We start from the raw sequence: 14469 nt of genomic DNA, 5'->3' as shown, positions 1-14469 counted from the left end.
GTGTGAGCTGACAGGTTCGATGGGTCAAAGTTTACAACTTCCTCTCGTGCCGTCTAACGGTATCCCCAGAAACTTTTAAGTTGGATTTAGTATAGCATGGTAAAAGATGGGGTACAACTTAATTTTCGAAAATGGATGGGAATTCTTCGGTAAATGACGATAGACGCTGATGCTAAAGGGATTTCGAGCCTAGACTTTTAGAGATGTTGCCTGGTGGGCCTTTTATTAAAATTGTTATAAACGCCTCAATATCAATATTTTTATAAAAATTACAGCTTATCTAAACTAGTTAATATGCTATTATATTATTTCAAAAAAGATGCCCATCAAAAAAGGCCGTGAGTATCGCTCATGGCCTGGTAAATTGGGTGCAATTGTTTAATCAGCTGAAGGCTGAGCCTAAAGTTAACACACGGATTACCGTAATGACGGTGTTCTGGCACCTAAAGCTGGCGAAACCAGGCGGCCAGTTCGGATTGTGAGGCTGAAAACGACTACTTTTGACGTCACGAGTCGCATGGTAACAATAGTTCCAGTTGATTTCCGTCTTTCAACCTTCAGTTAATCAGCAACGGGCACGTTTTCGCGGATCACCCGCGCTGGACTGCCAGCAATGACCACGTTGTCGCCGAAGGACTTGGTGACCGTGGAATTGGCGCCCACGACCACATTATTGCCCAGCGTGACGCCCGGTAAGATCACCGAACCGCCACCGACCCAGACGTGATCGCCCAGCGTGACCGGCTTACCCAGACCCACGAAGGCGTCGCGGCCGGCCGGGTCCAGGGGATGGTAGGCGGCGTAGATTTGGACGTGGGGCGCCAGCATGCAGTGGTCGCCAATCGTGACCGGGGCGATGTCCAAAATGACGTTATCATAGTTGCACATGAAGGCGTCACCCACGTGAATGTTGTAGCCAAAGTCGCAGCGAAAATTCGGCTGAATCCACGGGTGTTGGCCTACCGAGCCGAAGAGTTGGCGAATCACGTGGTCCTTTTCGGCGGTGGCCGTGTCATCGAGTTCGTTGAGTTGCTTACACAAGCGTCGGGCGTGGGTCTCGTCCGCGGCCAGCTCCGGGTCCATGATATTGTAGGGTTCACCGGCTAAGAATTTTTCTTTTTCAGTCTTCATGGGTATCGTCTCCTAGATTTGATTGATCCCAGTTTAGCACAGATCACGGTTATTTATCCGGACTAATTTTGAAAATTTACATTCATTCGATAATGAAATAAGAACCCCAGCAGACAGTTCATGGCAATACCGGTCGTGCCACTTAATTTACTCGCCAAGCAAACCGACCCCTCGAGCGGCGTGGTCGGCGGGAGTTATCGTAGAATAGACACAAAGTCACGGGGTAAACGTGGCTTGGGCATCTCAGCTTTGAGAAAAATTAACGGACCATGTCGGACGACTACCATCAAATTCGGACGATAGGAGGCTCGGAAGCTGAGAGTGGGGGGACTTCGTGCAAACGGGGTCTCTTTTTGACTTGCACCCAACTAGGGGGATGCGGTATACTACTAACACTTCAGCTAAAACGGCTGAATGCAAGGAGATGATCGACGATGATGGCATCGTTATTTGTACGGAAAAGTGCTGCTAGTTAGCGACACTTTTCTGCAAGACCTTTCAGAGAAGTGTCAGGTTTGTATCTGAAAGGAAAAAATAAACATGAAACCAACAATCACCGCCTACGAATATAGTTATATCAGCCAGCAGCTCGACGCCTTAGTGAGCGCCTATCTCTCGGTCAATGACAAGCACATGCGCCGCGTCGTGCGGGATACGACGCTGGAACGCATCAAGCCACTGTTGCCACTGGACGAACCGCTCGTGCAAGACTTCTTGACGCGTCTGCAGCCCGACCGGTTGACCCGCAAAGCTGCCGCTGAAATCGTGCCGTTGCTGGAACCCCTCGTGATTCCGTTTCCGGAGCTAACGACCAAGCAATTAAGCAAGCTATTTCGTAAGGTGAAGAAGCTCAAGCAGCCTGAATGGGCCACGCTGAACTTGCACCAACTCACGTATCTGGGTTGGAACGACGGCGGTAACCAGAAGAAATACCTGGTGGCCCCGTATCAGGATCGCTTGATCGGCATTCAAGGCGATCTCGCGCCCCAAGTGGTCAAGGGCGTCTGCAGCATTTGCCACACGATTGGCAACGTCTCGCTGTTTGTCTCGACGACCAAACGCTCGGGGCTGGGCAGCTACACGCGTAACGGCAATTACATTTGCCGAGACAGCGATCAGTGTAACCGCCAGTTGACCGATCCACAAGGCCTCGCCGACTTTATCACGGTCGTGCGGCCCAAAAAATAACCTTTAATGAGGCCTCCTAAGCGACGATTGTCGTGGCGGAGGCCTTTTTGGCGGCTGTGGGAAAGCGCTTCACCCTAAAAACTTGGTGAAATTTCCCTGAATCTTCCGGGTTTTCACACGAGATTTGTTATAATGAATCTTGCTTTGTGAAATTTAAGAGTGAGAGGGAAATGACTATGTCGAGTGCATTAGCAGCAAGCAAGGTGGCGCGGTCATGACGCCACAACATCATTTACGCGGGGTCTTATTGGCCAGCATCGCCTGCATTTTGTGGGGCATTTCGGGGGTCGCCGCGAGCACGTTATTTAAGTTGAACCCCCACGTGACGGCCCTGTGGCTCACGCAGGTGCGGATGATCACGGCCGGCATCATTTTGTTGGTGCTGGGCCAACTCATTGGGGTCAAACCGTTTGAAATCTGGCGACAAAAGGCCACGGGTCTGCGGGTCATCAGCTACGGGCTATTGGGATTAGTGCCCGTTCAACTTTGCTACTTTGAGGCCGTTAAGTTCGGCAATGCCCCGATTGCGACCATCATTCAGTTCTTGGGGCCGTTCATCATTAGTATTTACTTCTTGTTATTTAAACACGTGATTCCCACGCGACCGGAAATGGGCGGCATGCTGCTAGCCTTTGTCGGCACGTTGTTGATCGTGACCCACGGCCATTTGAACAGCCTGGCCATTTCGCCGGTCGTCCTCTTCTGGGGAGGATTGTCGGCGATTGGGGTTGCCACGAACACACTGATTCCGCGGCCGTTGTTGCCGAAATTTGGCGCCGTGTCCGTTACCGGTTGGGGGCTGCTGGTCGCTGGAATCTGCTTAAACATCTTCGGCCCAGTCTGGCAAGACCACGTGACGCTGAGTTGGGCCGGCTGGTCCATGATTGGCATCATCATCGTCTTCGGGACCGTGATTCCGTTTCTGATGTTCGCCCACGCGCTGGGCTACATCCTCCCCACGACGGCCAGTCTACTGGACGCCTTCGAGCCGTTGTCGGCAACGGTCTTTTCCGTGATGTTTCTGAGCGTGCAACTGACCAAGTACGACCTGGTCGGCGGTGCGCTGGTCATCTTGGCCGTCATGGCGCTGTCGTTAAATGGTCATCAAATGTTACGACTGATTCGCCGTTTCCGCGTGAAAACCGATTAATTCAGTATAAATGAAAGGCGTCGCCAACTAACCAGTTAAGTGGTTAATTGGCGACGCCTTCTTAGCGTACATAGATGTAATCGGGAAGGTGGCGCCCTCCATTACGTGAAACTCTAAGGGGGCTAGTACGTGGGGAGGATGCCCCAAGCCAAAGCCCGGTCGCGGCGCTTGCTTTGAGTCGAAGACCACGTCTCAAAGTGGCCTTATAGCCAAAACGTGCATCAACAGTTAACTGTTTCCGCTTGTCGTTCTAAGCGGATGAGCTTAGATTTCACTCGGTCGGTGTGGACGGTTAAACGTCAGCACTGACGTAATGGTTACTCTACGGATGGACGATGTGGAACATGAGTCATGGCGTCACGTCGCTGTTGTCGGTAGTACGCAAATCTTGCCGGAGGAGGTCAGGGGTGGAGCCAGCTGTGTCGACGGTGTTGGCCGAGGTTCTTTCTCGGCCTACAGCGTGGGGCGACTTGAGAGACTGGCGGTTTTGTGCCAGGCTTTCAAGCGAGCCGGAAGCCCGCTCTTTGGCTGGAGGCGTCCCCCATAGCAGGCGGAACCCCTGACAGCCGCAGGCACTGGTTTGTACAACGGTAGGCGGAAAGCTTTAGTCTACCGCCACATCCTTGACTTTCAGCGTCATGGCGTTGATGGCCACGATGATGGTGCTCAGTGACATGATGACTGCGCCGACCATGGGATCGAGCATGAAGCCGATGGGGGCCAAGACCCCGGCGGCCAAGGGGATGGCAATCAGGTTGTACCCAGCACCCCACCAGAGGTTTTCAGTCATCTTGCGTTGCGTGGCGCGAGCCAGATCCAAGAACTGGATGACGTCCGCGGGGTCACTGGAGACCAGGATGATGTCGGCAGATTCAATCGCCACATCGGTCCCAGACCCAATGGCCATGCCGACGTCAGCACGGGCCAGGCTCGGCGCATCGTTCACGCCGTCGCCGATGAAGAGGACCTTCCCCTTTTGCTGGTAGGCCTTGACCAAACGTTCTTTGTCTTCCGGCAACAGGCGCGCCTTGACCTCGGTGATGCCCACACTCGCCGCCACCTTGTTGGCCGTTTCTTGGTTATCCCCGGTCAACATGACGGGCGTGATTCCCTGGCGTTTCAGAGAAGCGACCAGCGTTTTGGCCGCGGGCTTAATTTGATCCCCTTGGGCAACTAACCCCAAGACTTGTTCGCCGGCGACCAGGTAGCTGATGGAGTTGCCTTCAGCGGCGAACTTGGTGAACTGGTCGTGGTCGTAGTCCAGGTGGTGTTGGTCCAAATAGTTGACGGAAACGACGCCGTACGTGGTGTCCCCAATCGTCCCGAACTGCCCCAAGCCGGTCTCTTGATGCGTATCAGTGGCTGGGGTGATGGTGAGGTTGCGAGCTTGTGCGGCGGTCAAAATCCCGGTCGCCAGTGGGTGACTAGAGCCACTTTCCAATGCGGCTAAATGCTGCAGGACGGCGGTCTCGTCTAAATCAGGGGTTAAACTAACCAGGTGGTTGACCTTGAACTCACCCATGGTTAACGTCCCGGTTTTATCCATTAAGGCAAACTTTAATTTGTTAACTTGTTCCATGGCGTTACGGTTCCGAATCAACAGGCCGTTTTGGGCAGCTAAAGCGGTGCTCCGCGAAACGACCAGCGGTACGGCCAAGCCCAAAGCGTGGGGGCAGGCGATGACGAAGACCGCCACGGCCACTGGTAAGGCCACGGTCAAATCGGCGACCGTCAGCCAAACGATGAAGGCGAGGATCCCGGCAAATAGCGCGGCGTAGAACAGCCAGCCGGCCACCTTGTCAGCCAGGTTTTCGGACTTGGACTTGGCATTCTTGGCGTCGCTGATCAGCTTCATGACCTGTGCCAGGTAACCGGAATCCCCGGTCCCCGTCACGGTAGCGGTCAACGTCCCGGTCCCGTTGACAGCCCCACCAATCAGGGAATCGCCGCTGGCTTTCTTGACGGCCTTGGATTCCCCGGTGACCAGGGATTCGTTGACGGCGGAGGTCCCGGTCACGATGGTCGCATCAGCGGGAATTTGTTCGCCGGCACGGATGACCACCGTTTGGCCGACTTGTAAGTCAGACAAATTAACGTCAGTCACGTTTCCTTGGTCATCGACCACGTGGGCGGTCTGCGGTAACAATTTGCCAAGTGCATCCACGGCGGACCCCGCGTTCATCACGGTGTTCATTTCGATCCAGTGACCCAGTAACATGATGACGATCAGCGTCGACAGCTCCCAGAAGAAGTTGTTGACGACGGGGGTCACGTGGAACAGGTCGTTAGCAATCACGGCGTAAATACTGTAAACGTAGGCCACGCCAATGCCCATGGCAATCAGTGTCATCATGGCCGGACGCTTCATTTGTAGCTCGGCCTTGGCGCCGCTGAAGAAGGGGGCACCGCCGTAGAAGAAGAGGACGGAGCCTAAGATGGCGACGACCCAGTCGCTGCCGGGAAAAATCAGCTGGAAGGGTAGCGTCATGCCCATCATAGGTGACATCAAAATTACGGGAATCATTAAGATCAAGGAGACCCAGAACTTGCGTTTCAGATTGCCCATGTGCATCATGTGGCCATCGCCCATGTCCATATCCATGTGGGTCATGTCCATATTACTCATGTCTTGGTGTTCTGCGGGCTGGTCCATCGCCATTTTGGCGTGGTCCATGCCCTTCATATCGTGTTGCATATTCATGTGACTCATTCCTAAGTGGCGGTCATCTTTCATGATTCACAACTCCCTTCGCAATCGCCGGGCAGGCAGTCACAGTGGACCGTGTCCGGGGCGGTTGGTAATTTTTTCGCTAACACGTCGATCAACTGTTGCACGTCGGCCTTGCTCATCTCGGTCTGTTCCAGCACGTGAGCAATCGCGGTGCCACGGTGCATCGCACACATCTGGTCGAGCTCATTGGTTAACGCCGTGTCCATGGCATTTTGTTCCGGAATCAGGGGCGTGTAAATGAACTGCCGGCCCTGCTTGGTAGTGGCCAGCGCGCCTTTCTTGACCAGGCGGCCAATCAAGGTCTTGATCGTGGCGGGTTTCCAATCGTGCTGTTGCGCGAGTAAGTTAATAATGGTGCGGCTATCCGTTTGTTTTAAGGTCCAAACGATCCGCATGACGCGCCATTCCGCATCGGAAATGGTCACGGCGACTGCTGTTGCCATAGCAAACAACTCCTTTGATGAACAGGTCTCTGTTCGATTGATTAGTTACAGTTTACAATTGTAATCGGTCGGTGTCAAGAGGAAGGTCTTGGGGGAAGACCTGATTGGGGAGAGTCGAAATCTGATTCTCGTGAGGAATTGATAAGACGTTCTGGGGTGGACGAGGTGCGGTCTCGTTTTTGGCTAGTCTAAGGCAGCTGTCGAAAATTTACACAGCGTGGGGACTACGGAATTCTGATGGCCATTTGGCTAGTCAGCGTCTTAAAATTGTTCGACATTTCATGAAATTGGTCAAGGTACCTTCAAGCTCTATATGACGGCGAACCATTATCTGGCTAATTATCCGGATCCCATTCCGCTGGAATTACTAAAGGAGCAGGAATACGCGTTGTTCATTGACGATTATATTGAAAGTTTTGTGGCCGACGTGACCAAGCAAGTCGGGCCGCTGAACGTGTTGCTGCAGTCAACGTCTTTTCGGGTGGTCTTGGAGACAATGAAAAAATTTCAGGCGGTCTCCATCATCCGGGACACGCAAATTCAAAATCGGCTATATGATTTTGAGCAGCAGAACCTAGTGGCCCATTCCTTGGGGGATTTGGGGACGCCACAGATAACTGATTTTAAATACGGCATTATCCAACTACCCAATAAGCAGTTGACACCAATTCAACAAGAATTTGTTCGTGGGATTAAGTTGCTGAACAAACGCTGACGGGTAGGCAATTGTTGCAGTCTATTAAAAATTTCGTCATAATATGACAAATACATTTATAAGAAGTTAAAATTTTAGCAAGTTTGGCTAACAAGGGCCGATTCCGCCGTAGATTTTGTATAATAGAAGGCACCTGTTAAATCGAAAGGAGCGTTGACGCTCGTGGTTTTATTGAAACGTTGGTTACGGCGCGGGGTGTTACTCGGGTTAGTGGCCATCATACTCGGTGGCGGTCCGGTGGCTCAAGCGGCCAGCAAGACCGTCACGAAGGTGCCTGCCCGGGCTGCCTATGTCATGGATGCGCAAAGCGGCCAGGTGCTGTACCAGCAAAATGCCGACAAACGTTATCCCATCGCGTCATTGTCGAAGCTACTGACCGTGTATTTGACGGTCAAGGCCATCAATGACGGCAAAATCAAGTGGACGGATCAAGTCCCCATCAGTCGTGACCTGTTAAAGTTGAGTCACAGTTACGCCTACTCCTCATTGCGGATGAAGAAGGGGGAGACGTTCACCGTCAAGCAAATGGTGGCGGCGGCCATGATTGCTTCGTCCAACAGTGCGGCGACGGCGTTGGGTGAGTACGTGGCCGGCAGCAATGCCAAGTTCATCGCGCTCATGAACCAGCAGAGTAAAGACTGGGGGCTCGAGGCCCATTTTATCAGTTCCTCTGGCCTGGACAACACCGACCTGAAGGACTACAACCTGGTCTTGCCGGGCACCGGTAAGAAGGAAGAAAATCTGGTCTCGGCCAAGGCCATCACCACGGTGGCCCAACACCTGATCCAAGCCGACCCCAGCATCGTCCAGATTTCCGGGAAGAAAGAAGACAAGATCAACGGCACCCAAATTTACAATGAAAACATGTGCCTGAAAGGCCAGTCCCACTACGACAAGGCCACCAACATCGACGGGCTCAAGACCGGGTTCACGGAGAACGCCAAGCTGTGCTTTACCGCGACGTACACGGTCAACGGCCAACGGATGATTGCGACCATCCTGGGGGGCGACACCACGTTCTCCGCGATGAATAAGTTGATCAAACAATTGAAGAAACAGTATCAATTGGCCACAACCACGCTTAACGACCGCCGCATCACACTGGCCAACGGGCTATCCACGACCGTTTGGGCCCAGCCGACCAGCAGCCAGGCCGGTGTTTGGTACCAAGACCAAGCGGCCGGGTTGACGACCACGGTGGAAACCAAGCTGTCCCCGGCACAAATGAGTTCGGGCACCGTCAATGCTGGTGACCCCGTGGCTCAGGCGACGGTCACCGACACCAAGACCGGGAAGCAACAAGCCATCACGTACCGGTCACAACAGTCCGTCACGTTATTTGCGGACCGCGTGATCTTCAACGAGCAGACGCAGCCGGATCCACTGTTACAGACCTTGGTTCAACCGATGGCGACGGCATTTCAATAGGCTTTTAACGATAAGTAAACAGGCTTCAACTCAATTGTGCGTGAGTTGAAGCCTGTTTTTTACTTTTGACTTTTCGGTAAGCCGATTCAGCTACGGATATTGGCCGTTACAACGCGGTCAACAACCAATCGTAGTGCTATAAATCTTAGCTGATTTTCATCAATCCACCGAAGACAGCGCGTCCAACATATTGATGCGCTTGAGCTTGCGGTGCATGATGACCATGACCAGCAGGCTAAAGGCCAGCGTCAACAGGGCCGCGTACACGTAGCTGATCCAATGGATGCCCGGCGAGAACATCAGGCTGTCCGTTTCGGCCGTGTTCAAGATGTAGGCGTGCAGCCAGTTGCCTAAGAAACAGCCGAAGAAGATGCCCAACGCCGTGAGAATCAGGTTTTCCCGGAAGATGTACATGGTGACCTCGCCATCGTAAAAGCCCAGCACCTTGATGGTCGACAGCTCGCGAATCCGTTCGGACACGTTGATGTTGGTCAGGTTGTAGAGCACGACCAGCGCCAGCGCCCCGGCGGCGACCACGAAGATGACGACGACCAGGTCCATGGTGTCTAGCATTTGGAAATTGTTCTTCTTTTCCGTACTCAGCAGCGTCACGTTCAGCATGCCTGGCGTCTTCAAAAGGTCGTTGGCAAAGGCGTTTTGCTGGCGCTGACCGTGGTGGGTAAACTGGACCAGATTGCCGTTGTAAACGGGTTTTTCGCCAAAGACCTGGTGGTAGTAGCTGGGTGACAAGTAGATGAAATGATTGACGTAATTTTCCGCGATGGCCGCGATGCGAACCTTGCGGGTGGTGCGGTTACCAAGCTTGACCGGTAGGGTGTCGCCGACGTGAACGTCGTAGAGCTTGGCCAGCTTTTCGTCGATGATGGCGCCGCGATTGTTCAGGTGATAGGCGGCGTGACTTTGGCGGTTGCGCAAGACCACGAACCGGTTGAGTTGCCGGGGATGCTGCGGCACGCTCAAGGTGGCCGTCTGGTTGGCGACGTCGGACCGTTCGACGGTGGCTTGGGATTGTTTCACGACCAGGTCATCTTGGTAGAGCGACTGCCGGTGTAAGGCCCGGCGCTGCTTAGCGGTCTGTGAACCGTTGCGGACCACGATGGCGTCGTAGTGCCAGAGTTGGTTAAATTGTTTCACACTGATGTCGCCGATGGAATCCTTCAGGCCAAAGCCGGTGATCATCATCGCCATACAGCCGGCAATGCCCAGGACCGTCATCAACAGACGCTGTTTGTAACGAAAGAGGTTGCGTAGTGTGACCTTGTGATTGAAGTTCAGCCGGCGCCAGAACCAGTGCCAGTGCTCCAGCCACAGCGTTTTACCGGCTTTTGGGGCCTTAGGTTGCATCAAGGTGGCCGGCAAGCTGTGCAGGTCTACCCGCGACACGGCCACAGCGCTACCAATCGTGCAGATCAGCGCAATCACGAGGGCGACCACGATGTCGAGCCAAATGTATTTGACGTTGATGGCGGGTAGGTTGTACATACTGCCGTAAGCCTGAGCGATGAAGCGGGGGAAGAAATTAACGCCGAAGCCGACCCCGAGCAGCGTGCCCAGCAGACTGGCCAGCCCCCCGTAGAGAATAAATTCACTGCCGATGGCGGCATTGCTGTAACCCAACGCCTTGAGCGTGCCCATTTGGACCCGGAGTTCGGCGACCATTCGCGTCATCGTGGTCAAACAAATCAGCGCCGCAATCGCAATAAAGAAGAGCGGGAAGACCGTGGAGAGGGCCACGACCCGTTGCGTGTTCTCGTGGTATTCGCTGTAGCCGGGGTTGGCGGCCCGCCCACTAAAGAGGTAGGTCGGCGTGGCGATACCGGCGATTTGCGCCTGGGCTCGCTTGACCTGGGCTTGGGCGCGCACCAACGCGGGTGTGTTGGCCGGCACCTGTTGGGCGAGCGCGTGGACCTTGGCGACGGTCGGTGCGAGTTGGGCTTGAGCCTGGCGTTGGAGCGCGGCCTGCCGTTTTTTCGCCTGAGGTTTGAGCCAGGTCTTGAGGCGCTTCGTGTTAGCCCGGTTCAAGCGGTTGTAGCGGGCCGTGTAGGGCGTTACGCCGCGCAGGTTCTTGAAACTGACATCGATGCGACTGATGACACTGGTCTTGAGCGTGTGCGGCTTGACCAATGCAAAGTAGTCGAGCGTGCCCTTGCCAACGTTGGTGACACCGCGGGTCGTCTTTTCGATGTAGCGCGGCGAATTAACAAAGCCGACGATTTTAAAGGTCCGCCGGTGAAATTGGCGGTTTAGCTTACTCGTGGTGGCGATGCGGTAGGTGCTGTCCAAGGTCAACTTCGGCTGCAGGGTCCGCGCCTGTTGGTCCAACACGATTTCGTTGGCGCGCCGGGGCAGGTGGCCACTGACCACGGTCAGACGGTTCAACGACCCCGTCGGCAGTTCCGCGACCCGGACGGTTTGATTATTGTTTAACTGATTAATGTCTAAGTATTTAACGGCTTGATAGGTGATCTGGTCGCGGTGGTGTTGCAAGACGGTCAGGTCATGGTGAGTCAGGCCGGCCGTGGATTGGACGCTGTTGGTCGCCAGATTTTGGTCGGCGTAATAGTCCGTGGCGGCCTGTAACATGTCTGGCCCCGTGGCTCGAATCCCGGTATAGAAGGCCACGCCGAGAAAAATAATTAAAATGATGGAGATGAAACGGGCCTTCGAGTGGCCAATTTCACGCCAAAGAACTTTCCAAAATGCTTTTGTCATGGTCATCACCTACCATTCAATGTCGGCGATGGGCGTCGGCTCGGGATTTTGCTGGATGGACTGGACCTGCGCGTCATTGATGTGGATGATTTGGTCGCCCATCTTGGCGATCGCGCCGTTGTGGGTGACGATGATGACGGTCATGTCCGTTTGCCGGGCGCCGTCTTGGATGACCTGCAGGACCTGTTTACCGGTCTGGTAATCCAGCGCGCCGGTCGGTTCGTCGCATAGCAACAGCTTCGGGTTCTTGGCGATGGCGCGGGCAATGGCCACGCGTTGTTGTTCGCCGCCGGAGAGTTGTGCGGGGAAGTTTTTGGCGCGGTCCGCCAGCCCGACCAGCCGCAGCGTTTCGTCCACGTCGCGGGCATCGTGGGTGATTTGCGAGGCCAGTTCGACGTTTTCTCTGGCCGTCAGATTTGGGACCAGGTTATAAAATTGAAAGATAAAGCCGACGTCTTGGCGCCGGTAGGTCGTGAGTTGTTTGGCATCAAATTGCGCAATGTCGGTGCCGTCGATCAGGACCTGGCCGCTGGTGGGATTGTCCATGCCGCCTAAGATGTTGAGCAGCGTGGATTTGCCGGCGCCGCTGGGACCCAGGATCGTGATGATCTGACCGCGGTCCACGTTAAATGAAATGTCGTGGTTAGCGATGGTTTCCTGGTCGCCTTGCGTGAATTTACGGGTTTCGTGTTTGACTTCGATGTAGGCCATGTTGGGGACTCCTGTTCTGATAGATTGTGACTGAAGTTGACAGGCGTGTGGAACCGACCGCATGACGCCGGCGGTCCGTGTCTGCCAATAGACATACTCTAATTGTAGATGGAAATTTGCGCTAGCACAATGGGAACCGGTTACATTGAGGCTATTAAAGGCGAGACGAACGGGGCGGCCGGCGCATATGGCTGTTGTGGTGAACGGCTGTTTTTCCAAGATGAGCGCAAAAAAACACGCAACCACTAAGCGGCGTGGGGACGTGCTTAGTCATTGCGTGCCGTGCCGTCTCGCCTAGCGAGGCAGCACGTGAAGGGTAGCGTAGGTTGGTCCGTCAGAGATCATCTTGGGCAGTGAGCGTTGTCCGTCGTACTTGGCCTTGTAGGCGGCGGTGATCTTGGCGTCGAGTTCGGCTGAATGGGTCACGGCTTCAAAGCGCGCCGCAAAGTCCTGGTCGCCCACGCTGATGGCACCGGCGCTTTGGGCGGTTGCGGCCATGTACCACTTGGTTTGGTCGCCGTTCCAGCCGCGAGAGTAAACGTTGCCGTCCACGACGACTTCCCAGACGGGAGATTCCTCTTCAAAGGTGGTCATGTCGGGGTTGTAAGGCTTCATCGTCAGCGTCTTGTTGTTTAAGAATAAATCTAATTGGTCTTTAGTCCATTGTGTCGTTGTCGTATCCATTGTGAAATACCTCCGTTAAATGCTGTATTCATGTCATCGGTCATCATCCGCGCCTGCGAGAACGCGGGAAATGTTTTGGTTTGTCACTTACGATTAGTAAGTATATGCCGTTTTGATATAAATGCAAATGCCATTTGGGATTATTTGGTCAAATTCTAACGGAATTTAATGGCTGATTGCGAATGGCTACCGGCGAGAATCCCTTTAAGCACAGCACTTACGATGATTGAACAGGTGATTAGTGAATAAGCAGAAAAATTTTTAAAATTAATTAGCTGATTGGGTGATAAGTCGCTAAAAAAGTTTAAATTTTCCCTTGCCTTAGTCCTACACGAAGGGTCTATACTCAATTCCATAAGCAATGAAGGAGGAAATCACATGCCTACAATTACAGATACGTTTACGTTAAACAACGGCCTCAAGATGCCTAAGGTCGGCTTTGGGACCTGGCAGACGCGTCCCGGTAAGGAAACTTTCGACGCCGTCAGCAATGCCTTAAAGGCCGGGTACCGGTTCATCGATACGGCCAAGGCTTACCAAAATGAACAGAGTGTTGGCGAGGCCATTGCCGCTAGCGACGTGGCTCGCGAGGATATTTTCGTTCAAACCAAGCTGCCCGCTGAATCCAAGACCTACGATGCGGCCATGGCAGACTTTGACAGTAGTCTGGCAGCCTTGAACCTGGATTATGTTGATTCTTATATTATCCATGCGCCGTGGCCATGGGCCCAAATGGGGTCGAACCATGATGCCGAAAACCGCGACGTTTGGCGCGCCATGCAAGATATTTACAACAGTGGCCGGGCCAAGGCGATTGGGGTTTCCAACTTTAATTCCCACGACCTGGAAAACTTGTTAACTTGGGATGGCTTAACGGTCAAGCCAGCCGTCGACCAGATTCAGTACTACGTGGGCCACACGCAGGATTCCATCGTCAAGACGGCGACAGACAGTCAAATCGTGGTTCAGGCTTACTCACCACTGGCAACCGGTGGCTTGGTCGACAGTCCAGAACTGGAACGCGTCGCCGGCAACTACGGCGTCTCGATTCCCCAACTGGCCCTGCGCTTCGTCATCCAAAATGGCGTCGCGCCACTACCAAAGGCCCGCGCCATGAGCCACGTCGAAGCCAACGCCCAATTAGACTTCGAAATCAGCGACAAGGACATGGCCTTCTTGAACCGGTTAACGGACGAAAACGGCTGGCACCCGGTTGGCGATTAAGAAAAAAAGAGTGTGGAGCAGGGCGCTTAGCTGGCGAGCATTAACGGCATTAAGGAAATGACCCCGAATTTGGGTCGTTTTCTTAATGGTGTTAAGCGGAACCAGCTGCCCTGCGGAACACGTTTCAGAATGCCGCGCCCAACCCAGCATCATCGCAACAGTTAAACCACTAACATACAGACAGACAAACAACTTAACTAATCAAAAAGCAGATTCGCCACTCCCCCGTCGCGAATCTGTTTTTTTGATATCCAGCTTCCGCTAACATGTTTAAAATGTATAGCTGAATATTTGATTTAAGTATTTGCTATGGCAGTATTCAGCTCCTATA

Annotated in this window: 11 protein-coding genes; 5 read left to right on the top strand and 6 right to left on the bottom strand. The window is 53.7% G+C overall.

Annotation, left to right across the window (positions count from 1 at the left end):
* Positions 1-561: 561 nt before the first annotated feature.
* Entirely contained in the window at positions 562-1131 is a 570-nt protein-coding gene (locus tag LKH74_RS06055) for a sugar O-acetyltransferase (RefSeq protein ID WP_287788650.1), read from the bottom strand.
* 540 nt (positions 1132-1671) lie between these two features.
* Between LKH74_RS06055 and LKH74_RS06050 the strand changes: the two genes are divergently transcribed.
* Positions 1672-2319: a FusB/FusC family EF-G-binding protein gene (locus tag LKH74_RS06050; RefSeq protein ID WP_287788649.1), complete on the top strand. Its 648-nt coding sequence runs from the start codon at positions 1672-1674 to the stop codon at positions 2317-2319.
* 214 nt (positions 2320-2533) lie between these two features.
* On the top strand, positions 2534-3469 hold the full coding sequence (locus tag LKH74_RS06045; RefSeq protein ID WP_287788648.1) for a DMT family transporter: 936 nt from the start codon (positions 2534-2536) through the stop codon (positions 3467-3469).
* A 604-nt stretch (positions 3470-4073) separates the two neighbouring features.
* Here LKH74_RS06045 and LKH74_RS06040 read toward each other — a convergent pair.
* Positions 4074-6143: a heavy metal translocating P-type ATPase gene (locus LKH74_RS06040; RefSeq protein WP_434737651.1), complete on the bottom strand. Its 2070-nt coding sequence runs from the start codon at positions 6141-6143 to the stop codon at positions 4074-4076.
* A gap of 56 nt (positions 6144-6199) precedes the next feature.
* On the bottom strand, positions 6200-6643 hold the full coding sequence (locus LKH74_RS06035) for a CopY/TcrY family copper transport repressor (protein WP_135368930.1): 444 nt from the start codon (positions 6641-6643) through the stop codon (positions 6200-6202).
* Positions 6644-6956: 313 nt separating this feature from the next.
* Here LKH74_RS06035 and LKH74_RS06030 point away from each other — a divergent pair, with 313 nt between their 5' ends.
* Positions 6957-7358, top strand: a complete 402-nt coding sequence (locus LKH74_RS06030) for a hypothetical protein (protein WP_287788647.1) — start codon at positions 6957-6959, stop codon at positions 7356-7358.
* A 162-nt stretch (positions 7359-7520) separates the two neighbouring features.
* Positions 7521-8786: a D-alanyl-D-alanine carboxypeptidase family protein gene (locus LKH74_RS06025; protein ID WP_287788646.1), complete on the top strand. Its 1266-nt coding sequence runs from the start codon at positions 7521-7523 to the stop codon at positions 8784-8786.
* A 159-nt stretch (positions 8787-8945) separates the two neighbouring features.
* Here LKH74_RS06025 and LKH74_RS06020 read toward each other — a convergent pair whose 3' ends face one another.
* The 3 genes from LKH74_RS06020 to LKH74_RS06010 all read right to left on the bottom strand — a co-directional run bounded on the left by LKH74_RS06020 (position 8946) and on the right by LKH74_RS06010 (position 12914).
* The gene (locus tag LKH74_RS06020) at positions 8946-11519 is read right to left on the bottom strand and encodes an ABC transporter permease (RefSeq protein WP_287788645.1); all 2574 of its coding nucleotides are present in this window, start codon (positions 11517-11519) and stop codon (positions 8946-8948) included.
* A gap of 9 nt (positions 11520-11528) precedes the next feature.
* Complete coding sequence (locus tag LKH74_RS06015; RefSeq protein ID WP_135368935.1) at positions 11529-12230, bottom strand: ABC transporter ATP-binding protein; 702 nt, start codon at positions 12228-12230, stop codon at positions 11529-11531.
* A gap of 294 nt (positions 12231-12524) precedes the next feature.
* Positions 12525-12914 carry a DUF2255 family protein gene (locus tag LKH74_RS06010; protein WP_287788644.1) on the bottom strand — a complete coding sequence of 130 codons (390 nt, stop codon included), beginning with the start codon at positions 12912-12914 and terminating at the stop codon, positions 12525-12527.
* A 378-nt stretch (positions 12915-13292) separates the two neighbouring features.
* Here LKH74_RS06010 and LKH74_RS06005 point away from each other — a divergent pair, with 378 nt between their 5' ends.
* On the top strand, positions 13293-14138 hold the full coding sequence (locus LKH74_RS06005; protein ID WP_287788643.1) for an aldo/keto reductase: 846 nt from the start codon (positions 13293-13295) through the stop codon (positions 14136-14138).
* Positions 14139-14469: the final 331 nt, after the last annotated feature.

This window comes from Levilactobacillus sp. (genome assembly GCF_022646225.1).
GTDB lineage: Bacteria > Bacillota > Bacilli > Lactobacillales > Lactobacillaceae > Levilactobacillus > Levilactobacillus suantsaiihabitans.
Note: the sequence above shows the minus strand (reverse complement) of the source record. Positions and strands in the feature narration are given on the sequence as shown.